General features: G+C 63.8%; 20 protein-coding genes, 1 pseudogene and 1 riboswitch. Of the genes and pseudogenes, 8 read left to right on the forward strand and 13 right to left on the reverse strand.

Going from position 1 to position 23,879, the window contains the following annotated elements; all coding sequences use genetic code 11:
- Entirely contained in the window at positions 1–1,473 is a 1,473-nt protein-coding gene (xdhA, locus tag CDV44_RS03555) for a xanthine dehydrogenase small subunit (RefSeq protein WP_087686692.1), read from the reverse strand.
- 209 nt (positions 1,474–1,682) lie between these two features.
- Between xdhA and CDV44_RS03560 the strand changes: the two genes are divergently transcribed.
- Positions 1,683–2,675, forward strand: coding sequence for a LysR substrate-binding domain-containing protein (locus CDV44_RS03560; protein WP_249277392.1), 993 nt, complete (start codon positions 1,683–1,685; stop codon positions 2,673–2,675).
- 100 nt (positions 2,676–2,775) lie between these two features.
- Here the strand turns inward: CDV44_RS03560 and CDV44_RS03565 are convergent, their stop codons facing one another.
- The 4 genes from CDV44_RS03565 to CDV44_RS03580 form a co-directional block, all read right to left on the reverse strand.
- Entirely contained in the window at positions 2,776–3,288 is a 513-nt protein-coding gene (locus CDV44_RS03565) for a disulfide bond formation protein B (RefSeq protein WP_058377834.1), read from the reverse strand.
- A gap of 249 nt (positions 3,289–3,537) precedes the next feature.
- Positions 3,538–4,923, reverse strand: coding sequence for an amidase (locus CDV44_RS03570; RefSeq protein WP_087686693.1), 1,386 nt, complete (start codon positions 4,921–4,923; stop codon positions 3,538–3,540).
- Positions 4,924–4,925: 2 nt separating this feature from the next.
- The gene (locus CDV44_RS03575) at positions 4,926–5,630 is read right to left on the reverse strand and encodes a GntR family transcriptional regulator (protein ID WP_087686694.1); all 705 of its coding nucleotides are present in this window, start codon (positions 5,628–5,630) and stop codon (positions 4,926–4,928) included.
- Between the two features lie 14 nt (positions 5,631–5,644).
- Positions 5,645–6,352 (reverse strand): DUF2848 domain-containing protein, encoded by a 708-nt coding sequence (locus CDV44_RS03580; RefSeq protein ID WP_087686695.1) that lies wholly within the window; start codon positions 6,350–6,352, stop codon positions 5,645–5,647.
- 479 nt (positions 6,353–6,831) lie between these two features.
- Between CDV44_RS03580 and CDV44_RS03585 the strand changes: the two genes are divergently transcribed.
- The gene (locus CDV44_RS03585) at positions 6,832–8,628 is read left to right on the forward strand and encodes a cation:proton antiporter (protein ID WP_087686696.1); all 1,797 of its coding nucleotides are present in this window, start codon (positions 6,832–6,834) and stop codon (positions 8,626–8,628) included.
- 203 nt (positions 8,629–8,831) lie between these two features.
- Here the strand turns inward: CDV44_RS03585 and CDV44_RS03590 are convergent, their stop codons facing one another.
- The 3 genes from CDV44_RS03590 to CDV44_RS03600 all read right to left on the reverse strand — a co-directional run bounded on the left by CDV44_RS03590 (position 8,832) and on the right by CDV44_RS03600 (position 10,977).
- The gene (locus tag CDV44_RS03590) at positions 8,832–9,422 is read right to left on the reverse strand and encodes a PaaI family thioesterase (protein WP_087686697.1); all 591 of its coding nucleotides are present in this window, start codon (positions 9,420–9,422) and stop codon (positions 8,832–8,834) included.
- Between the two features lie 156 nt (positions 9,423–9,578).
- Positions 9,579–10,316 carry a 3,4-dihydroxy-2-butanone-4-phosphate synthase gene (ribB, locus tag CDV44_RS03595; protein WP_087686698.1) on the reverse strand — a complete coding sequence of 246 codons (738 nt, stop codon included), beginning with the start codon at positions 10,314–10,316 and terminating at the stop codon, positions 9,579–9,581.
- A 96-nt stretch (positions 10,317–10,412) separates the two neighbouring features.
- Positions 10,413–10,590: riboswitch (FMN riboswitch) on the reverse strand.
- Positions 10,591–10,779: 189 nt separating this feature from the next.
- Positions 10,780–10,977, reverse strand: coding sequence for a heavy-metal-associated domain-containing protein (locus CDV44_RS03600; protein ID WP_087686699.1), 198 nt, complete (start codon positions 10,975–10,977; stop codon positions 10,780–10,782).
- Between the two features lie 379 nt (positions 10,978–11,356).
- On the opposite strand from CDV44_RS03600, the gene CDV44_RS03605 reads away from it, so the two are divergent.
- From CDV44_RS03605 to CDV44_RS03625, 5 genes and pseudogenes are all read left to right on the forward strand, one after another.
- Positions 11,357–13,960: a heavy metal translocating P-type ATPase gene (locus CDV44_RS03605; protein ID WP_087686700.1), complete on the forward strand. Its 2,604-nt coding sequence runs from the start codon at positions 11,357–11,359 to the stop codon at positions 13,958–13,960.
- Positions 13,961–14,086: 126 nt separating this feature from the next.
- The gene (locus tag CDV44_RS03610) at positions 14,087–14,908 is read left to right on the forward strand and encodes an endonuclease/exonuclease/phosphatase family protein (RefSeq protein WP_249277393.1); all 822 of its coding nucleotides are present in this window, start codon (positions 14,087–14,089) and stop codon (positions 14,906–14,908) included.
- A gap of 7 nt (positions 14,909–14,915) precedes the next feature.
- Positions 14,916–15,296 (forward strand): annotated as a pseudogene (cueR, locus tag CDV44_RS28385) (Cu(I)-responsive transcriptional regulator); the annotation flags it as partial.
- 538 nt (positions 15,297–15,834) lie between these two features.
- Entirely contained in the window at positions 15,835–15,975 is a 141-nt protein-coding gene (locus CDV44_RS03620; RefSeq protein ID WP_087686702.1) for a DUF3563 family protein, read from the forward strand.
- A gap of 585 nt (positions 15,976–16,560) precedes the next feature.
- On the forward strand, positions 16,561–18,813 hold the full coding sequence (locus tag CDV44_RS03625) for a TonB-dependent siderophore receptor (RefSeq protein ID WP_087687202.1): 2,253 nt from the start codon (positions 16,561–16,563) through the stop codon (positions 18,811–18,813).
- A 117-nt stretch (positions 18,814–18,930) separates the two neighbouring features.
- Here the strand turns inward: CDV44_RS03625 and CDV44_RS03630 are convergent, their stop codons facing one another.
- From CDV44_RS03630 to CDV44_RS03645, 4 genes are all read right to left on the reverse strand, one after another.
- On the reverse strand, positions 18,931–19,449 hold the full coding sequence (locus tag CDV44_RS03630) for a DUF995 domain-containing protein (protein ID WP_087686703.1): 519 nt from the start codon (positions 19,447–19,449) through the stop codon (positions 18,931–18,933).
- A gap of 294 nt (positions 19,450–19,743) precedes the next feature.
- The gene (locus CDV44_RS03635) at positions 19,744–20,406 is read right to left on the reverse strand and encodes a DUF799 domain-containing protein (RefSeq protein WP_087686704.1); all 663 of its coding nucleotides are present in this window, start codon (positions 20,404–20,406) and stop codon (positions 19,744–19,746) included.
- Positions 20,403–20,801, reverse strand: a complete 399-nt coding sequence (locus CDV44_RS03640; protein ID WP_087687203.1) for a DUF4810 domain-containing protein — start codon at positions 20,799–20,801, stop codon at positions 20,403–20,405. The genes CDV44_RS03635 and CDV44_RS03640 overlap by 4 nt, the downstream gene beginning before the upstream one ends.
- A 128-nt stretch (positions 20,802–20,929) precedes the next feature.
- Positions 20,930–21,571: a CsgG/HfaB family protein gene (locus CDV44_RS03645; protein ID WP_087687206.1), complete on the reverse strand. Its 642-nt coding sequence runs from the start codon at positions 21,569–21,571 to the stop codon at positions 20,930–20,932.
- Positions 21,572–21,863: 292 nt separating this feature from the next.
- Here CDV44_RS03645 and CDV44_RS03650 point away from each other — a divergent pair, with 292 nt between their 5' ends.
- On the forward strand, positions 21,864–22,340 hold the full coding sequence (locus tag CDV44_RS03650; protein ID WP_087686705.1) for a nuclear transport factor 2 family protein: 477 nt from the start codon (positions 21,864–21,866) through the stop codon (positions 22,338–22,340).
- A gap of 131 nt (positions 22,341–22,471) precedes the next feature.
- Here CDV44_RS03650 and CDV44_RS03655 read toward each other — a convergent pair whose 3' ends face one another.
- A complete protein-coding gene (locus tag CDV44_RS03655) occupies positions 22,472–23,782 on the reverse strand; it encodes an Nramp family divalent metal transporter (protein ID WP_087687208.1) in 1,311 nt (436 codons plus the stop codon).
- Positions 23,783–23,879: the final 97 nt, after the last annotated feature.

Raw genomic sequence — 23,879 nt, forward strand, 5'->3', positions numbered from 1 at the left:
TCAGACGTTGGCAAACGCATTGACCTCGTGCGCCGCCAGCGGCGCGTCGGTACGCGTTTCCAGGAAAAAACGATACAACAGATTCTGCGCGCCCGCGAGCCGGTAAGCACTCGTCGCCCGCATATCCGAGAGCGGCTGGTAGTCCGTCGGCAATGCGGCCATGGCGGCACGCACGGTGGCCTCGGTCCACGGTTGCCCGTTCAGCGCCGCTTCGATCGCGGCACCGCGCTTGGGCGTCGCGGCCATACCGCCGAAGGCGATACGGGCCGAGCGCACCACATTGCCGTCGAGGTCGATGGCGAAGGCGGCGCATACGGCGGAAATGTCCTGATCGAAGCGCTTGGCCAGCTTGTAGGTGCGGAATCGCTGGGGCGTGCGCGGATACGGCACGCGGATGCCCTGCACGAACTCCCCCGGCTCGATGGCACTCTTCTGATAGGCGATGTAGAAGTCCTCCAGCGGCATTTCGCGCACGCGGTCTTCACGGCGCAGCACGATGGACGTACCGAGCGAGATCAGGCCCGGCATGGAGTCGCCGATGGGCGAGCCGTTGGCCACGTTGCCGCCGAGCGTGCCCGCGTTGCGAATCGGGAACGACGCGAAGCGCTGACGCAGTTCCGCCAGTTCGGGGTAGTGCTTGACCAGTGCGTCGAAAGCATCGTTGAGCAGGGCGCCTGCGCCGACATAGATGCCGTTCGGACCTTCCGAAATCTCGCGCAGTTCCGCGACCTGCCCGATATAAATCAGGTGTTTGAGATCGCGGAATTGCTTGGTGACCCACAGGCCCACGTCGGTGCTGCCCGCGAGAATGCGTGCATCCGGGTGCGCGGCGCGCAGTGTGCCCAGCTCGGCCAGCGAGCGCGGGGCGTGGAACAGGTGGTTGTCGTGTTCGTACGTCAGCATCTCGCCGCGTTGCAGCGCCTGAAGCTGCTTGGCGAGTGCGGCACGATCGAATTCGTGGCGCGGCAGGTCGTACATTTTCTGTGCGGCATCGACAATCGGGCGGTAGCCGGTGCAGCGGCACAGGTTGCCGGAGAGCACGTCGTCAATTTCGCGCCGGCTGGGGCAGCCCGCCGATTCGGGGCGGTTCAGATACATCGCCCACAGCGACATCACGAAGCCGGGCGTGCAGAAACCGCACTGCGAGGCGTGGCAGTCGACCAGCGCCTGTTGCACCGGATGCAGCTCGCCGGTCGGCGCGCGCAGGTCTTCTACGGTGAACAGGGCCTTGCCATCGAGGGTGGGGAGAAACTGAATGCACGCGTTGACCGCGCGCAGGGAGACATCGCCATCGCCGGCCAGCTCGCCGATCACGACGGTGCAGGCGCCGCAGTCGCCTTCGGCACAACCCTCCTTGGTGCCGGTGCAATGCAGGTCTTCGCGCGTGTACTGGAGCACGGTGCGGGTCGTATCTTCGCCCGTGACCTCGTGCACCTTGCCGCGGTAATAGAAGCGGATGGGTTGTGTCTCCATGATTCTCAGTGTAGTGCAGTGAATTGTTGTCGATGCGCCGGGACTGCTCCGGCGTGGGGATGAGCCGAAGATAGCACCGGCGCGGGAGGTAAATATTTCGTGCCCATGATGATGGCTATTCGGTCGCCCCGATGACGCGGCATTGTCATAAACTATCGTTCATCCCCCCGTTATCAGACGTTCAACACGTCCACCGAGCCCCCGTCCCCATGCAAAGACCCCGCGAACAGATCGACGCCTACCTGCTGCGGGTGCTCCATACGCTGCTCACCGAACAAAGCGTTTCGCGCGCCGCGCTCAAGCTCGGCCAGTCGCAACCGGCGGTCAGCAACTCGCTGCGCCGGCTGCGCGAGATCACGGGCGACGCCATTCTGGTGCGCGGCAAGAGCGGCATGGTCGCCACCGAGCGCGGCCGCGAGCTGCTGGGTTTCGCGACGGATGCGCTCGCCGCCATCGACCGTATCACCCATCCGGCCACCGAATTCGCCCCGCAGACCACCACGCGGGCGTTCCGGCTGGGCGCGCCGGACTATCTGGACGCGGTTTTTCTGCCCAATATCGCCGAAGTGCTGCGCCGCGATGCGCCGTCGGCACGCCTGCACGTCCAGCCGATCAATGCGGGCTTCGACTACGCCGGTGCGCTCGAAAACGGCTCGCTCGACGTGGTGATCGGCAACTGGCTGGAACCGCCGCCCCAACTGCACATGTCGCGCCTGTTCGACGACGAAGTGGTGTGCATGCTCGGCGCACAGCATCCGCTCGCGAACAAGGGCATTTCGCTCAAGCACTATCTGGAATTGCCACATCTCGCGCCCACGCCTTATGTGGCGGAGCGCCAGAGTTTTATCGACGGCTGTCTGGCGGAACAGGGGTTGCGGCGCAACATTCAGATGACGATGCCGTATTTCGGACTCGTGCCGTACGTGCTGATGCGCACGGATCTGGTGTTCACCACCGGGCGGCAGTTTGCGCAGCACTACGCGCGTTACTTGCCGATTCGTGTGCTGCCGTCACCGTTCGCGTTCCCGCCGATGCGGTTCTATCAACTGTGGCACGAGCGGACTCACGCGGCCCCCGAGGTGACGTGGCTGCGCCGGCGAGTGGCGGAAGTGGCAACGGAACTGGATGCGGCCGGGAGTGGCGCTGGTGCGGGCAATGGCGCGGCGCTTGCCACCGACGGCACGGTGGCCGGACGGCCTTAAAGACAAGACTGGCCGCCCGGGAGGACGGCCAGTGAGACAGACTTCGATATCGGGCGGTGCCCCTGGGGCACACGCCGATATCGATTCAGGGAATGACGCCTTAGCGCAGCGAAATCGCGCGACGGGGACGATGCAGCGCCAGCGCCAGAAAAATTACGACAAATGCGGCCAGCGACCACATCGGCAGCGTCAGGCCGAGAATCGGCGGATACATCGTCTGGCACATGCCCTGCACCTGGAAGACCTGCGGCAGCATGCGCGAGGTCGGCAGGGCATCGACGAAGGCTTCGACGACGTCGTAGCCGCAGCTCACCATCGGATTCGCCTGCACGTAGATCAGATAGGCCGATGCGGCCATGCCGCCGATCGCCGACAGCGCCGCGAGCACGCGCGCGAACTGAATGCCCGCCCAACCGCGCGAGACCGCACCGACCAGCCCGAAAATCGCGATCAGCACCAGTGAGTAGCGCGCCAGAATGCACAGCGGACAAGGGTCTTCGTGCAGCACGTACTGGAAGTACAGCGCGCCGCCCAGCAGGGCGAGGCACACGAGGGTCAGCAGGAAATACAACGAGCGTTCGCGGCGCAGGGCCGGGTCGATTTGAGCGTTCATGTCACTTCGGGCGGGTGGACTATCGGATAACAGACGGCACGCTGATGCCCGTAAACCCCCGTATGATGCGGGCGCCGGGCACATGGGCTGGCATTGTAACCCCGCGTCGATTCGCGCGTGAGACGAAAAAATACGGAACTTTCCGCCCAAAAATCGGACGTTTGCGGTCCCCTGTGGGCTATCAAAACTCACAGGGGTGCCTGAGACGGTGCCCGTGATCGGGCCGGGACGTCACCGCCCGCGGCGGGTTTAGCCGCCCAAGCCCGCCTCGCGCAACGTGTGCTCGATGGTCCGGCCGACCGGGAACAGGCGCGCATCGTCGCCCGCCACGCCGCTCACCATCAGGCCGATGGGCGCTTCGCCTTCTGCCTGACACGGCAGCGAGAACGCGCAGCCGTCGATCATGTTGATCGCCGTGGGGTTGCGCAGCACCAGCGCATTGGTGGCCGTGAAGGTCTCGTCGCTGGCTTCCAGCGGGGCGATCGCCGGCGGCGTGAGCGGCACGGTCGGGCACAGCACCGCGTCGAAACTCTGCCAAACCGGATTTGCTGCCCCGATGAGTGCGGCTCGCGCTTCGATCAGATCGATATAGTCGGCCGCTCCCGCTGGCTCGCCCTTGCGGATGCGTACGAGCACGCGCGGATCATACCCGTCGGCGCGTTCGGCCAGCAGCTTGCGATGCCATGCGAACGCTTCAATCGGCGAGAAGCCGAAGCGGTTGATGGCCGGCAGGTTCTCGAAGGGGGTGAATTTGAATTCGACGAGCGTCGCGCCGGCCTTGGCCAAGGCGGCGAGTGCGCGTTCATAAATGGCGAGGGCGGCGGGTTCTGCGCCGTCGAGCACGTAGTTCGTCAGCACGCCAAAGCGCATGCCCTTGAGCGGGCGCACAGCAGCAGGCGTTTCAATGACCGGCTGACCGGACAGAATGGCGTCGACCCACGCGCAGCAGTCGACGGAGCGGCCGATCGGGCCGACCGAGTCGAGCGTGGTCGAGAGCGGCACGGCGCCGTCGCGCGGCGTGCGCGAGGCGGTCGGCTTGAAGCCGGTCAGGCCGCAAAATGCCGACGGAATACGGATCGAGCCGCCCGTGTCGGTGCCCAGTCCCACGGCGGCCATGCCGTCCGCCACGGATGCGGCGGCACCCGAGGACGAGCCCCCGGCCACGTGGCCCGTCTCGCGCTGCCACGGCGAGCGCGGATGGCCGTAATGCGGGTTGAGTCCCAGCCCGGAAAACGCGAACTCGGTCATGTTGGTGCGACCGACGATCACGGCCCCGGCCTGACGCAGGCGCGCCACGGCAGGGGCGTCGCGCGTTGCCGGGGCGGCGTCGGCGAGCACGGTCGATCCGGCGCGCGTGACTTGACCCGCCACGTCGAACAGGTCCTTGACGGACACCGGCACGCCCATCAGCGGCGACAGGCGGACACCGGCGCGACGCAGAGCGTCCAGACCGTCGGCGGCGGCGCGGGCGGCGTCGGCGTCCACTTGCGTGAAGACGACGTTGCCCTGGCCCGCCGGATCGGCGATGCGCGAGAGCGCTTGCTCGGTCAGGGCGCGGCTGGTGGTGCGGCCGCTGTCGAGTGCGGCGGCCAGGTCGGACAGGGGGCGTTTCAGATCGATGGCGTCGTGGCTCATGTTCAGATCGCTTTCAGAATATGGGTGCGGAATTCTTCGATATGCCGGGCAATTGCCCGGCGGGCGCGCTCGGCGTCGTGTGCCGCCAAGGCTTCATACAGTTCGAGATGCTCGTCGAACACGCCTTCCAGATGGCTCGGCGTGGACAGGGCCAGAAACCAGAAGCGCAGCGAGCGCTCGTGCAGGCCGCGCAGCAACTCGGCCAGCGTCTGGTTGCGCGAGGCGCGCGAGATCGCCAGATGGAAGTCCCGGTCGATGGCCATCATCACGGCCACGTCGCGTGCCGCAATGGCGTCGCGCGAGCGCGCCAGCACGGCTTTGATCGCCGCGAGGTCGTCGGGTGTCGCCGCGCGGGCGGCCAGTTCGACGCAGTAGGTCTCGTTGATCATGCGCACGTCGATGATCTCGAGCGCATCGTTGAGCGAGACCGGCGCGACCATGGCGCCTTTGCGCGGCAGGATCACGAGCAAGCCTTCGAGCGCCAGACGGTGCATCGCCTGATGCACCGGCGTGCGCCCGAGCCCCGTCGACTGCATCAACTGGGCTTCGTTGAGCGTTTCGCCCGGACGCAGCCGCAAGGTGATGATGTCGTGCTTGATCGCCTCGTAGGCGCGCTCGGTGAGGCTGCGGCCATCGGCGGGCACAGCGGCGCGAGGGGAGGCCGCAGGGGCGGCGGGGGCGGAAGCGTCGGGCGTGTCGTTGAGCATCGAATCGGGGGAGATCAATCGGCGATGGCCAGCGCCTGCGTGGCGTAGCGATGCCGGATAGCGCGGCCGAGCACCGGGTCGCGCAGTTCGATTTCGAACACGTCGCCCCCGGCGACGCCGCCGATGGCAGCGAGTGTGCCACAGAACATCGCGGCGCCAGCAGGCAAGCCGTCCGGCCCCAGTTTTGCCATCAGCTCCTGCGGCGAGAGCAGGCCGGCCACCGTGCCTTCCTGATACAGGTGCCGGACGCCGCCGCGCGTGACCCACGAGCGCAGTTCCAGTTGATCCCAGTGACCTGCCACGTCGGCAAAGCGCCATGCCTCACGCGCGACCGGCTTGCCGCAGACCTGTTTCGACACGGTGACCCCATACGCCTCGACCTCGCGGTCGGTGTGGTCGGAGCCCACGCTCACCAGCAAACCGGCGTCGCTTTGCACCAGCACGCACTCGGCTTCGCCGCTGCTGGTCTGGCCGACCACGTCGATGGCGTCGTCCTGCGAGAGCAAGGCCGGGGCCAGCCGGTAGAAACACGGCGTGACCGACGGACGGCGCACACCGAGGGCCGCCAATTCGGCAATGTGATGCTCTACCGCGTCACGATCGCGCCCGGCCCAGCCGGCAATGATTAGCGTATCGACACTAGCGATGACGGGTACTGATGCGGCAACGGAGGCGTCGCCTTGTGACACCGCAAGCACCGCAAACGACAAACGGGAACTCATGAAAACGCACTCCTGTGAAATTCGATTGATATTGTTGTGATATTTCACAGTGCGACGCGACAAAACGCAAGTAAAAAAATTTCATCGGAAGGGGCGATTCGCAGGAATTTTGGGGAATTTTTTGTGAAGAGCCCCGTCAATCATGGGTTGCGCGCGTCTCCGCCCATCGCGTATATTGATTCGGCGCGCGCGGGTGGTATCGCGGTCGCACCGTGCCTTGCGGACATTCCCCCTGCGTTGGACCTCCAGCGCCGGGTATCCGAATGAGGCGCATGCAAGACCAACCGCCCGGCGGCACGTCCGCGCCAGGGGCGACACGCGCAACGTCTATCAAGCCGGCAGGGTCTCAGCCGGCTTCCCACCTTTATCAAGCATCACGCCTTGTGTTGGCGCGGCGGCCTTCGGGTTGCGGCGCGGCGTTTGGCGTGACATCAAGAACAGCAATACCGGCGTAACACGCCGCGGGGAGAACGTATCGGATGCATCACGCCATCGACTTCATTCAGGACCTGGCCGTCATCATGCTGCTTGCCGGCATCGTGACGGTCATCTTCAACCGGTTCCGGCAACCGGTCGTGCTCGGCTACATCGTGGCGGGCGTGATCATCGGCCCGTACACACCGCCGTTTGCCCTCATACACGACGAGAAGACGATCGGCATTCTGGCCGAGCTCGGGGTCGTGTTCCTGATGTTCTCGCTGGGGCTGGAATTCAGCTTGCGCAAGCTCGCGCGCGTGGGCGTGACCGCGTTCGTGGCGGCGCTGACCGAGATCGTGCTGATGCTCTGGATCGGCTACGAGATCGGCCGCTTCTTCGGCTGGAAGGCGATGGATTCGATCTTCCTCGGGGCCATGCTGGCGATTTCGTCGACCACCATCATCGTCAAGGCACTCGACGAACTCGGCATGAAGAAGGAGCGCTTCGCGCAGCTCATCTTCGGCGTGCTGATCGTGGAAGACGTGCTCGCCATCGGCATGATCGCGTTGCTCTCGGGCATTGCCATCAGCGGCTCGGTCGATGCGGGCGAAGCCACGTTCACGCTGGGCAAGCTGCTGCTGTTCATGGTCGTGTCGCTCGTGGTGGGCATCTTGCTCGTGCCACGCATTCTCGGTTACGTGGCGAAGTTCAAGAGTGACGAGATGTTGCTCGTGGTGGTGCTCGGCCTATGCTTCGGCTTCTGTCTGCTGGTCATCCAGATGGGCTACAGCGTGGCACTCGGCGCGTTTCTCATCGGCGCGATCATGGCCGAAGCGCGGGAGCTGCACACCATCGAGCGGCTGGTCGCGCCACTGCGCGACATGTTCAGTGCAATCTTCTTCGTGACCATCGGGCTGCTGCTCGACCCGCACGTGCTCAGCACGTACATCGTGCCGATTCTGGTGATCACGGTGGCAGTGGTGGTGGGCAAGATCGTGTCGTGCGGGCTCGGGGCGTTCATGTCGGGGCAGGATGGCAGAACCTCGATGCGGGTGGGCATGGGCCTGTCGCAGATCGGCGAGTTCTCGTTCATCATCGCGTCGCTGGGGCTGTCGCTGAAGGTGACGAGCGACTTTTTGTACCCGATTGCCGTGGCGGTGTCGGTCATCACGACGCTGCTCACGCCGTATCTGATTCGCGGTGCCGATCCGTTCACGGGCTGGCTCGGCCGTGTGATGCCGGGGCGTCTGTCGTACGTGCTCGGGCAATACACGCAGTGGCTGCAAAGCATTCAACTGACGGGCGACAGCGCGGCCATCGTGGGCATCGTGCGACGCATTGTGGTCAGCGTGGCGATCAATCTGGCGCTGGTGGTGACGATTTTCCTCGGCGGGGCGTTCTTCTATCGTCGACTGGCGGAACTGATGTCGCCGTGGGTGCGTGACCCGAGTCTGCAAAGCGCGGTGGTCTGGGGCGGTGCGCTCGTGGTGTCGCTGCCGTTCCTGATTGCGGTGTATCGCAAGCTCAAGTCGCTTTCGCTGCTGCTGGTCGAGTTGTCGGTACCGCCTAGCCTGACGGGACGCTATACGTTGCAAGTGCGTCGCGTGGTTGCCGAGATTCTGCCGATTGCGGCGATGGTCGGCGTGATTCTGCTGGTGGCGGCGCTCTCGGCGAGCATTCTGCCGTCGACCGAGATGATCGTGCTGATCGTCGCCGGGACGGTGGTGCTGGCCGTGGTCATGCGCAGCTGGTTCGTGCGCATGCACGCCAAGCTGCAAATCGCGCTCAAGGAAACCATGGAGCACCAGCCGGAAAGCGATCACGGCGGTGGCCCGCAGGGCGGTGGCGGTTCGCACTGAGGCACCCTGATTGAGGTGACTGGCGGCGCGAAGGAGTTTGCGCCGTAGCCGCCTAATAAAAAGCCCGCCGGAGTATGGTCTCCGGCGGGCTTTTTTTGTTCAGTGGCCTGACGTCATCCGCGTATTACGCCTCGCGCCTCTTCGATCTCGCGGGCCGACGATCTCTCGATCTCACGACCGCTCGACCTCGCGAGTTCGCGACCCTACCCCTTGCGCGGCGGGAAGTCGAAGACCAGACACGTCGTCGTCGCATGCGCGTACAGCGTGCCGTCCGGTCCGACGATGCGGGCTTCGGCAATCCCGACCTGACGCCCGACCTGAATCACTTTGCCTTCGGCGCGCACCAGCGGCACGTCTCGCGTGAGCGCACGCACCATGTTCGTCTTGAGTTCGAGCGTGGTGTAGCTGCGTCCGGCGGGCAAGGTCGAATGGATGGCACATCCGACGGCCGAATCGAGCAGCGTGGCGAACCAGCCGCCGTGGATCGAGCCGAGCGGGTTGTAATAGGGAAGCGCCGGCTTGCCCTGAAAGATCGCGTGACCGTCGGCGATGTCGATGGCGATGAATCCGAGCGTTTCGCTGATCGGCGGCATCGGCAGCTTGCCGTCGAACATCGCCTGAAAAATCTCATTGCCCGACAGGCCGATGACGTCCGATGGGTTCGCCACGCCATAACGCGCTGCGCCATCGCGCTCGACCCGTGCACGCACGGCGGCTTCGTCGGCTTCCCACTGGGCAAGCACCGCAGCGGCATCGGGTTTGACGGATTTCAGGGTGGGGGCGCTCTGCGTCATGACGTCTTCCTCGTAACTTTTATGATGATAGGCATGTCAGGCGATTATAGAAGCGGTTTCGCATGACCGTGTATCACGGCGTTAGAGGGAAATGTCGACGCGGGGGCGGTGTGGGTACCGCGCCCCGGAAAGCGCGCAATACCCATCTCAGCGTGCTTACGCTGCCTGTGCCTGATCGCGGCGGTACGTTGCCAGTTCGTCGATCGTGAGGATCGGCAGATTGTGCAGTTCGGCAAAGCGCTCGATCTCGGCGCCACGCGTCATGGTGCCGTCCGGGTTCATGAGTTCACACAACACGGCGGCCGGCTTCAGACCGGCGAGCATCGCCAGATCGACCGAACCTTCCGTGTGGCCGCGGCGCGTCAGCACGCCGCCCGGCTGCGCACGCAGCGGGAACACATGACCGGGGCGCGACAGATCCGACGGCTTGGCGTCGTCGGCAATGGCAGTGCGAATCGTGGTCACGCGGTCCACGGCCGACACGCCGGTCGTCACGCCCTCACGCGCTTCGATCGTCACCGTGAACGCCGTGCCGTAACGGCTCTGGTTCTGGTCGACCATGGGCGGCAGATCGAGACGGCGCAGGGTTTCGTCGGGCAGGCAGAGGCAGACGATGCCGCTGCACTCGCGAATCAGCATGGCCATGGTGGCGGGCGTGATTTTTTCAGCGGCGATGATCAGATCGGCTTCGTTCTCACGGTCGAGATCGTCCATGAGAATGACGGGACGGCCCTCGCGCATCGCTTCGAGCGACGCGGCAAGGCGCACTTCGACCGGCGGCAGATTGGCGAAAGCGGGGTAGGCCAACAGGTTGTCATCCGCGTTGGCGGCGGTGGCTGTCGAGGCTTGCGGTACGGCTTGGGTGTTGCGGGTGGTGCTGGTATTGACGGACATGAAACGCTCCTCGCGTAAATGGATCGGGCGAAAAACGTTTCAGGGCATGCGAACGGACGTCACCATGGGACGGCATCCCATGGAGCGCGGGTATCGACGCATCTTCTCTCATCCGGACTATGACCGTCGGCTCTGGCTTCGCACCAGATCTGCTGACCCTGCCGGTGTTGCGAAAGCAACGGTGGCAAGCGCTCGCGGGCTCATGAGCGCGCAGCGCGAACTGCACCTCTCACATACCGCCGGTGGGGACTTTCACCCCGCCCTGAAGACGTGTATGCCAAGGACGCAGCGTGTCATGAATGTCATGAGTGCCCCAAAGGGCGGCGACTGCATCTTCAGCGAGACAAAGCGTAGCACAAGGTGCGGGAAGTCTGCTGAGGAGGCAGCGTTGACGGCGGGGGTATGCGGGGGGCGGGGCGTGTCCGTGAGGCGCGTGAGCCTCACGGATGTCAGGTAATGACGTTTAGTTGGTGCCTTTGACCGTATAGCCAGCATCGGCGATGGCCGCCGTCACTTCGGCCGGGGAGAGGCGGCTGTCGACATCGACACGGCCTGCTCCCAGATCCACATTGACCTTTGCGGCGGCGTCGCGCTCGGTGATGGCGCGCGTGACGGCCTTGACGCAATGACCGCAGCTCATTCCTTCGACTTGTACTTGCATGATGTACTCCTTGAGTAACTGACCAACAGGTTCGAGGTTTGGGGAGTCCGGGGGCTTCCGTTGCTTCGGTATCCCTTCCGACGTGAACCGATCATAGACCTTCCTATAACGGGAAGCTCAAGCGATTTTTCAGCCCATTCGCGTGACGGGTCAGACGCGGCCCAAACCCGCGCGGTTCCGGTGGCGGTATGGTGATGGCTTGTCTTGCATCGTGTTCTCGCGGCTGGACCCCGCCGCTGCTCGGTAATCGCCCGCCAGAGGTTCACCAGCGGCCGCCGAGGCAATATGCCGCGGCGAGTTGCCGCAATACGCTTGACCTTCCTGTCATGGCAAGGTCTATGCTTCGACACATGATGACAGTGCTCATGGAGGCGCTCAAATGACTCAGAACTGGTCGGTCGGCATCGAAGGCATGACCTGCGCTTCGTGCGTGACGCGTGTCGAGAAGGCATTGCGGCGCGTCCCCGGCGTTGCCAACGCGACGGTGAACCTCGCCACGGAGACGGCGGCGGTGGAGGCATCGCCGGACGTGACGCCGTCGGCATTGCTGGGCGCCGTGGAGCATGCGGTGAGCGACGCGGGCTATCAGGTGGCCGAGCAATCGTTCGAGTTGGCCATTGGCGGCATGACCTGCGCGTCGTGCGCCGGACGTGTCGAAAAAGCGTTGCGTGCGGTGCCCGGCGTGGTGGAGGCCAGCGTCAATCTGGCGACGGAGAAAGCCACGGTGCGTGGCGTTCGCGGCGCGGTGGATGCGGCCGTACTCACGGCTGCCGTGCAGAAGGCGGGCTACGAAGCGACGCCGGTCACCGACCCGGCAGCCGAGGCGGCCTCGCACGAGGGCCCGGCGTGGTGGCCGGTTGCCGTGGCGGCGCTGCTGTCGTTGCCGTTGTTGTTGCCCATGCTGCTCGAACCGTTCGGTGTGCATCTGATGCCGCCGTCGTGGGTGCAATTTCTGCTCGCCACGCCGGTGCAGTTCTGGCTCGGTGCCCGGTTTTATCGCGCGGGTTACAAGGCCGTGCGGGCCGGCAGCGGCAATATGGACTTGCTCGTCGCGCTGGGGACGTCGGCCGCTTATGGCCTGAGTCTTTACGAATGGTGGCGTGCGCCCGAGGGCAGCATGCCGCACCTGTATTTCGAAGCGGCGGCGGTCGTCATCACTTTGGTGCTGCTCGGCAAGTGGCTCGAGGCGCGCGCCAAGCGCCGTACGGTCGAGGCGATTCGCGCGCTGGCGGCGCTGCGTCCGGAGACGGCGCGTGTGCTGCGTGATCCGCATGGCGCGGCCAATGAGGTGAGCGTGCCGCTCGGTCAGGTGGTCGTCGGTGATTGGGTCGTTGTGCGCGCCGGTGAACGGTTGCCCGTCGACGGCGTGATTCGCGACGGTGCGAGTCAGCTCGACGAATCGTTGCTGACCGGCGAGCCGTTGCCGATCGACAAAGCGGCAGGGGATACCGTCGTCGGCGGTTCGATCAACGGCGCGGGGACATTGCGCGTCGAAACGACGGCCGTGGGTGCCGATAGCGCGCTCGCCCGCATCATTCGCATGGTCGAAGACGCACAAGCGGGCAAGGCGCCGATTCAGCGGGCCGTCGACCGGGTGGCTGCTGTGTTTGTGCCGGTGGTGGTCGTGATCGCACTCATCACGCTGGTGGCCGGCTGGGCCTTGGGCATCGGCTTCGAAGCCGCCATGCTCAATGCAGTGGCAGTGCTGGTGATCGCGTGTCCGTGTGCGCTGGGGTTGGCGACGCCTGCCGCGATCATGGTGGGCACGGGAGCCGCCGCGCGGCAGGGCATTCTCATCAAGGATGCCGAAGCGCTTGAACTGGCGCATCGGGTGAGCGTCGTTGCCTTCGACAAGACGGGCACGCTGACCGAAGGCAAGCCACGTCTGGTCGCCTACTTGCCCGCATCGGGCGTGGAAGCACAAACGTTGCTGCGCTGGACGGCGGCCGTACAGTCGGGAAGTTCGCATCCGTTGGCGAAGGCGGTGATCTCGGCCGCCGACGAGGCCGGTCTCGCGGGCAATGTACCGGTGGCGAGCGACATTGCGGCGTTGCCGGGGCGCGGCATGCGCGCTCGTATCACCGAGTCGGGCACGGCGCATGCGCTTCAGTTGGGCAATGCACGGTTGCTCGACGAACTGCATGTGTCGCAAGGCGAATTGGCGCAGGAGGCTGCACGGCTGGCCAGCGAAGGACGCACGGTGTCGTGGCTGGTGGATACGGGGCGCGATGTCAGTGGCAACGCGGGCGGCATCGGCGATGGCGACGCTCGGGCAAGTGCCGGTGTGAACCCTATCGAATCTCCCCGGTTGCTGGGTTTGCTGGCCTTTGGCGACACCGTCAAGGCCTCGGCGCGCGAGGCGGTCGAACGGCTGCACGCATTGGGCGTGCGCACGGTGATGGTGACGGGCGACAACGCGGGCAGCGCCAATGCGGTCGCGGCGGCGCTGGGGCTCGACGAGGTGCACGCCGACGTGTTGCCGGAGCATAAGGCGCAAGTCATTACGCAACTCAAGCGCGACGGCGCGGTCGTAGCGATGGTCGGCGACGGTATCAACGATGCTCCGGCACTCGCGGCAGCCGATGTCGGCATCGCCATGGGGTCGGGTACGGACGTCGCGATGCAGACCGCCGGCATTACGCTCATGCGCGGTGACCCGCTGCGGGTTGCCGATGCCATCGACGTGTCGCGTCGCACGTGGTCGAAGATCCGGCAAAACCTGTTCTGGGCCTTCGCGTACAACGTGGTCGGCATTCCGCTGGCGGCGTTGGGGTTGCTGAGCCCGGTGATCGCCGGGGCGGCGATGGCACTCAGCAGCGTGAGTGTCGTGAGCAACGCGCTGTTGTTGCGCCGCTGGCGTCCGGCGAATAGCACGGGTGTCGCAACGACGGCGGTTGCGGGCGTGGGAGCGAACGGAGCGCCGGGGCAAGCTGCCCGGGCGGTGCCGGGCGATTTGCCCGGGCACACGCCGAACGGCGCATAATGAATCGATCAGGGGCGACGCACTGGGGGATCACGCCCGATGCGGCGCCCAGATCTCAACGTGACTTGAATTTCGCCGAAAGCGACCTCATCTGCTTGATATCGTCTGTCTTCCGGCGTCAGGTCCATGCTGCCGAATATGAATAGTCTGCATATCGCGAGTTACAACATCCACAAGGGCTTTTCCGCATTCAACCGTCTGCGGGTCCACGAGTTGCGCGCCGGGCTGGAAGGGCTCGCGCCGGATCTCGTGTTCTTGCAGGAGGTGCAGGGCATGCATCAGCGCCATGCCTCGCGCCACAGCAACTGGCCAATACAGCCACAGCACGAGTTTCTGGCGGGGGGTATCTGGCGCGACCACGCTTATGGGCGCAACGTGGTGTACGAGCACGGACACCACGGCAATGCCATTCTCAGCCGCTATCCGATCGTCAGATCGGACAATCACGACATCACCACCTATAGTTTTGAAAAGCGCGGCATGTTGCACTGTGAAATCGCGGTGCCGGGGTTGCGACAGCCTTTGCATTGTCTTTGTGTGCATTTGTCGCTGGCCGGGCCCGGACGGCGCCGTCAGTTCGACATGCTGGCGGAGCGGGTGGCAGACGGCATTCCGGCGGATGCGCCGCTGATCATTGCTGGCGACTTCAACGACTGGAGCAATCAGGCGGACCGGTTGCTCGCAGAGAAACTGGCGCTGACCGAGGTCTTTCAGAACCGGGTGGGGCGTCCTGCCCGTAGTTTTCCGAGCGGTTTACCGCTTTTACGGCTTGACCGCATTTACGCACGCGGTTTTGATATTGAAGGGGCGGAGGTGTTGCATGGCCGCCCCTGGTCGAGAATCTCCGATCATTCGCCCATCAGCGCCCGGCTTATGCCGTCGGATAATGAGAAGGCGTCAATGAATGGTGCTTCCACCCCGCCGTTCAACCCTCGATCCCCCCTGTGAGGCAGCTATGAACATCGGACAAGCGGCGCAGGCCAGCGGTGTGACGGCCAAGATGATCCGGTATTACGAAAGTATCGGCCTGATGCCTCCGAGCCCGCGCTCCGACGCCGGCTATCGGCGTTATGGCGAGCAGGACCTGCATCTGCTGCGTTTCATTCGCCAGTCGCGGCGGCTGGGTTTCGGCATCGATCAGATACGCCAGTTGCTCGCGCTCTGGCAGGACCGTGGGCGCTCCAGCGCGCAGGTCAAGGCGCTCGCGCAGTCGCATGTCGACGAGCTGAATCAACGTATCGGGGAATTGGTCGCGATGCGCGACACGCTCTCCCATCTGGCCGTGCATTGCCATGGCGACGATCGTCCCGACTGCCCGATTCTCGAGGGCATTGCCGCCGCTACCTTGCCGACGCCTGCCACGGCATCGACAGCATCGGCTGCATCGATGCCGGTGACGTCATCGGCCGGGGGCGCCAGTGCGGTGGCATCCGCCGCTGGCGCAGCGAATGTGCCGGTGCAGCAAGCCGCGGCGTCAGAGAACACCACCGGGGCGCCATCCGGGACGTCAGGCAAAGACGGGGACGCTCAGGCGTGCCATGTGCCACAGGGCTAAGCCGGCCGGCGCGGCGCTCTTAAGCGCTCGCGCATCGCCTCGGACCACTCATGATGCGCCGCAACAGCGGCGCTTTTTTTGATCTGTTGTTTTTTGATCGGCACCCCGCGACGGACTGCCGCAGGCGATTTTACAGGGCGTGAAAAATCATTATCTATATGATTTTTAAGCAATTAATTTGGAATCGACTGTATTCGAAGTGACGCTCTAGCAGAATTTGTGTGGTTTTCACATATCGGGGCTAACCCTTTACGGGAAAACCCTATATAATGCGAAGCACTGCTGCGATGCAGCACACTAAATGAATTGGAGAAACGTCATGTTTGCCGCCCTGTTTGAAGTCGTGAACACTTGGTTTGAAACCGCAGAACGCCGTCGTCGTGAATCGTTCCTGGCTGAGTCGAAGGACATCATTGAGCTGGAACAACGTATCCGCGCGCTCGAAACCGCCGGTTACTAAGTAGTTAAGCAGCTAATCAGCCGCTAAAAAGTAGTCAAGCAAGTCCTTCCGGACGAACGGTCGTCGCTGGCGCAATCAGGCTGGTCGATCGTCACATTGGGCGATTCCCGTCATCGTTGTGATGACGTGCGACAGCGCCCCAGCCGTGAGTCCGGATGCCATGTCCTCGCAGTTCCGGGACTGGCTCACGCAATAGCCCGCCAATTGGCGGGCTTTGTCGATTACGTCTCCGGCAACACCTCCCACGCCTCTCCTGCGAACGCTGTCGCACACAGCCAACGCATCCTGCTCAACGGTCCGGTGAGCATTTCCATCATCGCCCACCGAAACACGCGTATTGCCTGACCTCCCATAAATAACAGGCTCACTGAGTTGTATTTGAGTAATTGATAACAGTAATGATTCTCATTAAACTTCAGGCGAGTTGAGCTGTCGCGTGAAAAATACTGTCGCGAGGGCTGGCTCCAAGACGTCGGTGTTGTCGGCGGCAGCGCGCTTTGTCGTATGAAGGCCGCCGCCGACGAAACGCTTCCAGTCCCGGATGGCCTCGCTTGCCGGGACGTATTCTTCAAGTCGTACCCCTTCATGTCTGACTTCACCAGTTTGTCTCTGCCGACGCGTGTTGCACGCGGTCGCGCTTTTGCGTCCGCCGCTGCCGGTGCACGCTACCCGGTGCTGCGCCCGACGGTTGCCGCTGTCACGCTGGCGTTCGGCTCGCTTGTGTTCTCTGCGGGTGCCATCGCGCAATCTGCGACGCCCAATGCCACAACACAGAACGACGTGGCGTTGCCCGCCGTCACCGTGCAGGGTGCCCGCGAAGCCTCGCCGAATGATCCGCCGCCCGCGTATGTCGGCGGTCAGGTGGCGCGCGGCATGAGCTTTGGCGTGCTGGGGAATCAGAACAATCTCGACGTGCCGTTCAGCATGAGCGCGTACACGTCGAAGATGATCGAGGACCAGCAGGCCCGTACGCTGGCCGACGTGCTGGATAACGATCCGTCGGTGCGCATGTCGCGGGGCTTCGGCAACTTTGCGCAGACCTTCGTGATTCGTGGCTTTACGCTCGCCGGCGACGACATTTCGCTCAACGGTCTCTACGGCATCACGCCGCGTCAGTTGGTATCGACCGAAGCGCTTGAGCGCGTGGAATTGTTCAAAGGCGCCAACGCGTTTCTGAACGGTGCGTCACCGGGCGGCTCGTCGATCGGTGGCGGCGTGAATCTTCAGCTCAAGCGTGCGGAAGACACACCGCTCACGCGCGTGACGGTCGACACCAGCGGGTCCGGCGAGCTGGGGGCTCATGTGGACGTCGGCCGCCGCTTCGGCAGTGAAGGCCAGTTCGGTATTCGCGTGAATCAGGCTGTGCGCGATGGCGAGACGTCCGTTGACCGCGAGCATTCCAACTCGAATACCACTGCCGTGGCGCTCGACTGGCGCGGCGACAAAGTCCGGGTGTCGGCCGACTTCCTGTATCAGAAGGAACACATCGGCTCGGGCCGCGCGCTGTACAACTTCTCGGGCAATGTGCTGCCCCCGCCTCCGGCCGCCACGTCGAACTACGCCCAGTCGTGGAGCTACACCACACTGGAAGATAACGTCGGTATCGTGCGTGCCGAGTACGATTTCCTGCCGAACTGGACCGCGTACATCACCGGTGGCGTGCGTCACACCAACGAGAACGGCGAGTACTCGAACCCGACGTGGAAAGGCTCGCCCAGCACGATTACCGCCACGCGCCTGAACGCACCGCACCAGGAAGACGCGCTCTCGGGGGAAATCGGCGTGCGAGGGCGTTTCACCACCGGCCCGGTGTCGCATTTCGTGAGCGCGGGTGTCTCGGGCACGCGCCTCGATTCGCAGTCGGCCTACACGTATGCGGGAGCGTTCTCGACGAACTTCGTCAACCCGCCGCAGGTGCCGTATCCGGCCACCACGCTCAAGGGCGGCAATCTCGACGATCCGCAGACCACGGCACTCACGTTGCTGCGCAGCGTGGCAGTGTCCGATACGGTGGGCTTCTTTAACGACCGCGTGCTGGCGACGGTGGGTGTGCGTCATCAGTCCATCGGCGTGAACAACTACGGCTACACCGGTGTGCAGACACTGGCGTACAACGACTCGATCACCACGCCGGTGTTCGGTCTGGTGTTCAAACCGTGGCAGAACGTGGCCTTCTTCGCCAACCGCAGTGAAGGGTTGGCGGCGGGCTCGACCGCGCCGCAGGGCACGAACAACTATGGCCAGTCGCTGCCGCCGTACCGCTCGAAGCAGTACGAATTCGGCGCGAAGTACGACACTGCGCGTTTCGGCGCATCGGTGGCGTTCTACCAGATCGAAAAGCCGTCGGCGTACACCAACGCGGCCAACTTCTACGTGGCCGATGGGTCGGAGCGCCATCGCGGCGTCGAAGCCTCGGTGTACGGCAGCCCGGTCAAGGACGTGCGCGTGATTGCCGGCGTCTCGTACATCGACGGCGAGTTGCTCAACCAGTCGAGCGCGGCCACCAATGGCAATCGTCCGGTGGGCGTACCCACGTTCCAGTACAACCTCGGTGCGGAATACGACGTGCCCTGGGTGCCGGGCCTCACGCTCAATGCCCGCTGGATTCATACGGGCCGCGAGTATGCCAACATTGCGAACAGCGCGTCGATTCCGGCGTGGGACCGCTTCGATCTGGGGGCTCGCTACGCCATGCAGATCTACGGCAAGCCGACGACGTTCCGCGTGAGCGTGCTCAACGTGACGAACAAGGCTTACTGGTCGAGCGTGTCGTCGAGCAACTACCTGACGCTGGGTGCACCGCGCACCTTCCTGATGTCGATGACGACGGACTTCTGAGTTGACCGTCGCGTTGCCCCCTCTGCCACACTGACGACGGAAAACGCAGTCGACGCAGTCGCGCCCCGGTGCTGTTCGCAGCCCCGGGGCGTTTTATCGTCTGGCGGTCGCGTTTGATCACTTCTCGATGCTGAATTCCGTGGCCATGGCCGCACCGTTGGCGAGCGACGGCACGCCGTAATACTTGTCGCCGACCTTGAACATGAACCGGCACCAGTTCTCTGTCAGCGAGCGCCACTCCAGATTCACGCAGTAAGAGCCGTTGTCATTGACTGACCACGTGCCGGTGGCGTGAGCGGTCTGCACGGTGCGGGTAGTGGAGCCGATGCCGCCTTTGTTATCGGTGGTGGCGTTGAGCGAGCCATCGGTCTCGTTGACCCATTTGCGCGTACTGCCGTTGTTGAGCAGGTTGGTGATGTGCGCGCCCGGCATCAGCGAACGCAAGTCGTCGACGGAGAGTTGCTGCCCGTTGGCTTGCTTGATGTCGGACAAATGCATCGGGTCGGCGTGTGCGACGGGCGACAGGGCACAAAGGCAGAGCGCGGCGAGTGAGCCGGATGCGCTGAACGTGAGGGTAGTGCGGGGAAGGTGACTGAAACGGAAGATGCTGATGAAGCGAGTGATGAGGCTGAACATGGTGACTCCCGGACGAAACCTGAGCACGACGCCTGCGCACATAAACCCGTGCCAACGCACGCAAACACGCGCGTGAGCGCGTATCGACGGCGGTGTATGGCATACGGCGTATGGCGTCTTGCGATGCATTCCCGCGCTTGGGCGCGCGGTGTGGCTATCGGTCCGGGTAATGCGTGTGTTGCGTGTAATGCGTTATCACTATAGGCGCCGGCAGGCGTGAGCCCAATCCGGCGCAACCCGGGGACGGCGCAGTACGCACCACCCCGGGGCAAAACATACGAGCGCGAGACGTGCTTAGTCCGTGCCGTATTTCGGCGAGCGAGGGCCGTAGAGCATGCCATTCGGACGACCCGCCGAAAGCAGCCGTGCGTTGGCCGTACCGGCGACAGAATAGCCGGCATTGGTCACGCTGTTGATGACTTGCTTGAGGGCTGCCGTGACCAGCATGCCGATCAACCCGCCGCCGCTGCTGTTGCCGCCTTCGTTGTTGGATGCCGACGCGGTGCCGCTCCACAACTTGGCGCCCGTGCGCAGATCGACGAGTTCTGCCGATGCCGTGACCACCGTCGCACTGTCGAGCACCATGTACTTGGTGCCGTACTGCGAAATCTTGATGTAGAGCGCCGCGTCGGCCCCAAAGATTTCATGCAGCTTGGCGGGGCTCACCTGATGAATGTCGCCGGCGACCGTCAGGCCGTTCTGGCGAAACGATTCGTCGACGAGCGTCACCGGCAGCACGTAGTAACCGGCTTCGGCCAGCGGCAGCGTCACTTGCGAGAGCACGCTGTAGGTGGCGTCGATGTCGGGCGACTCGTTCAGCGGCGGCAGCACCACGATCGACTTCGGCTTGCTCTGCTTGAACGCGGTGTAATCGTACTTGGCCTGATTCACTGCGCAACCGGTCATGAGGGCAGCCAGTGCGGCCACCGTCATCCATTTGAGAACACGGGCGATCATTGCTTCACCTCGGGGGTCTTGGTCGTTTGGGAAGTCTTGGGCGTCTTGTCCTTGAGCAGGAAGTCGATGTAGCCGGCCGACTCAGGGAACAATTGCTTTTCGGTCTGGAATTCCTCGACCATCTTGTCGGACTTGCCAACCGAGGCGTAGAGCAGGCCAAGGTGCGCGTGATAGCCCGGCGGCACGGCGTTGTTGGCGGCCTTGATCTTCTCGAGGTCACGCTCCAGCGCGATGATCTGCGCTTCCTTCGATTCGCCCTTGAAGTATTCGTAGACCTGCGGCTGGTAGCCTTCCCAGTCGTACAGGGGCTTCGGCGCGGTGGCACAGCCGGTGAGTACGGCGCCACCGAGGGCGGCGGCCATGGCGGCGCGCCCGAATGAGAACTTGCGTTGCATGGTGATGGAGTCCTGATGAACGTGTCTGCGTGCGGTGTCACAAGACGCGCCGGCTTGCACGTGGCGTGCGAAGCCGGCGTCGTCAGTGACAACGCCGGTGACATGCTGCAAATGGAATTGGGGCTGGCTTACTTGCCGGGCTTCCAGGCGCCGCTTTCGATGCCGGTCACCAGGTTGTTCACGGCTTCGCGCATGGCGAGGTCGAGGACCTTGCCGTTGAGCGTCGAGTCGTAGCCTGCCGTACCGCCGAAGCCGATCACTTCGCGATTGGACAGCGCGTATTCGCCCGCACCGCCGCTCGAGTAGACGACTTCCGAGGTGGCGATATCCACCACGTTCAGGTTCACCTTGGCGTACGCAATCTGTTCGCGGCCACGGCCGAGAATGCCGAAGAGCTGCTTGTCGCCCACTTCCTTGCGGCCGAACTCCACGACGTCGCCGGTGATCACGTAGTCGGCGCCCTTGAGCTTCTGCTGCGTCTTCTTGATGTCGGCTTCCTGACGGATCTCGGCCATGTTGTCGCGGTCGAGCACGTTGAAGCGGTTGGTCTGTTGCAGATGCGTGATCAGAATCGTCTTGGCCTGACTGCCGAGGCGATCGACGTTATCGGAAAAGACACCACGCATGTAGGCGGAGCGGTTGTCGAACTTGCCCACGGCGATCGGCGTACGCACGCCGACGAACGGACGGCTGGCGCTTTCGACCTTGGCAACTTCAACGGAGCGCGAGCTTTCGGTGGCGCAACCGCCGAGTACGCCGATGGCGAGCATGGCGGCCGCGGCGATGCCCGGCAGCGCGATGCTGAACTTCTTGTTTTGCACGGTGATACCCCTGTAGATGTCCTGGCGCCCGGCAGGCGGTGTGCAACGGCACAGTCGCGGCGGGCGCTGATTTCCTGGTTCGCTGGCTGCCTTACCGACTTCTGCTTTTTTATAAAACCGCATTGGTAAGGGGTGCTGATCTTAGCACGCAGATTTGGGGTGCTGGGGGTGACGAGCATCGCTGTTCTCTTGGCGATACACTCGCACCACCCGTGTTCCTATTTTCGAAAGGAGCGTTGCCATGGCAGACAGTGAAGCCCGTCCTCCGTTTCCGCCGTTCACCCGCGAGACGGCCATGCAGAAAGTGCGAATGGCCGAAGATGGCTGGAATTCGCGCGACCCGGCGCGCGTCGCGTTGGCGTATACCGCCGACAGCCGTTGGCGCAACCGTGCGGAGTTTCCGCGAGGCCGCGACCAGATCGTCGAGTTCCTGACGCGCAAGTGGCAGCGCGAGCTGGACTACCGGCTTATCAAGGAGTTGTGGGCGTTTACCGAAAACCGGATTGCCGTGCGCTTCGCCTATGAGTGGCGGGACGATTCCGGTAATTGGTTTCGCTCCTACGGCAACGAGAACTGGGCGTTCGACGCGCAGGGGTTGATGGCCGAGCGCCACGCGAGCATCAACGACACCCGCATCGCCGAGCACGAGCGGCTGTACCACTGGCCGCTCGGCCGCCGTCCCGACGATCACCCCGGGCTGAGCGATCTCGGCTTATAGGTGTCAGGCCTGCTTAGGCGTTTTAGCCTGTTCAAGTTGGGCGCGGTTTAGGCATCTACCCAGAGATGGCGATGCGTTTATCGGCATAGGTACGCAACTAAGTGTTTGCACGCCTGCGCCACGTCGTTCTCTCAATCCAACCCGACGATCAGCAGCAGGTTCGTCGCGGTAATCACGATGAACAGCGCCCACGCAACGACTTGCGTGGGCCGCCCGATCGTATTGCCCTGCATCACGCGCGGGTCGCTGACCGAGCGGATGAGCGGCCACATCGCAAACGGCAATTGCAGACTGAGCAGCACCTGACTCCACACGAGCAATTTGCCGACGGACCCATCACCCAGCCACAGCACACCGATCAACGCGGGAATGAGTGCGAGTCCGCGCGTGATCAGACGTCGCTGATAGCAGGGGATCTTCATGTGCAGAAAGCCGTCCATGATGACTTGGCCGGCGATCGTCCCGGTGAGCGTGGAGCTTTGGCCCGAGGCGAGCAGGGCAATGCCGAAGAGGAAGGCTGCCGCGCTGCCCGCAATGGGCGTAATGAGCTGATAAGCCTGTTCGATATCGGTGACGCTCGTCTGGCCGCTCGCGTGGAAGACCGAGCCCGCGAGGATGAGGATGGCGGCGTTCACGAACATGGCGATCACGAGCGACACCCACGTATCGATGCGCACGAGCGCGAGCGTGTCGCGGAAGTCGCCGCGTTTGCCGCCGACCACGCGTCGTGTCTGCACGATGGACGAGTGCAGGTAGAGGTTGTGCGGCATGATCGTGGCGCCCACGATACCGAGGGCTAGCACGATGGCATCGCGCCGGTCGTGGCTGGGGGCGCCGGGCACGAGTCCGGCGGCCACGGCGTGCCAGTCGGGCGGTACCATCGCCACTTGCGCGACGAAACAGAACGCCATGGTGGCGATGAGCCCGAGCACGATGGCTTCGATCTGCCGGAAGCCTTTGCCTTGCAAGCCGAGCACGATCATCGTGTCGAATGCGGTGAGCACGATACCCCACGCAATCGGCACACCGAGCAGCAGTTTGAAGGCGAGGGCGCAGCCGAGGACTTCGGCGATATCGCAGGCGATGATCGAGACTTCCGCTGTGACCCATTGCACGATGCGTCCGGCGCGGCCGTAGCGTTCATAACTGGCCTGAGCGAGATCGCGGCCGGCGACGAGGCCGAGCCGGGCCGCGAGCATCTGGAGAAAGATGGCGGCGATGCTCGAGAGCGCGACGACCCAGAGCAGCGAATAGCCGAATTGCGATCCTGCCTGAATATCGGTGGCCCAGTTGCCGGGGTCCATATAGCCGATGGCGACGAGCAGGCCCGGGCCGGCAAACCGTTTGAGTTTGCGCCAGCGCGATTCGCTGGCGTCGATCACGATGCTGCCTTTGACTTCGGCGGGACAGAACGGCGCAGTGGCAGTGGTCGGCAATGGCATGAGGGGGGAGGGTGAGAGCGCGCGATTGACGACGAGCATACCGGTACGCCGGTGTTGTGGCGACCCTCAGTATTTCGCTTGAATGGCGCTGACGTTT

This window comes from Pandoraea sp. PE-S2R-1 (genome assembly GCF_002179865.1).
Lineage (GTDB): Bacteria > Pseudomonadota > Gammaproteobacteria > Burkholderiales > Burkholderiaceae > Pandoraea.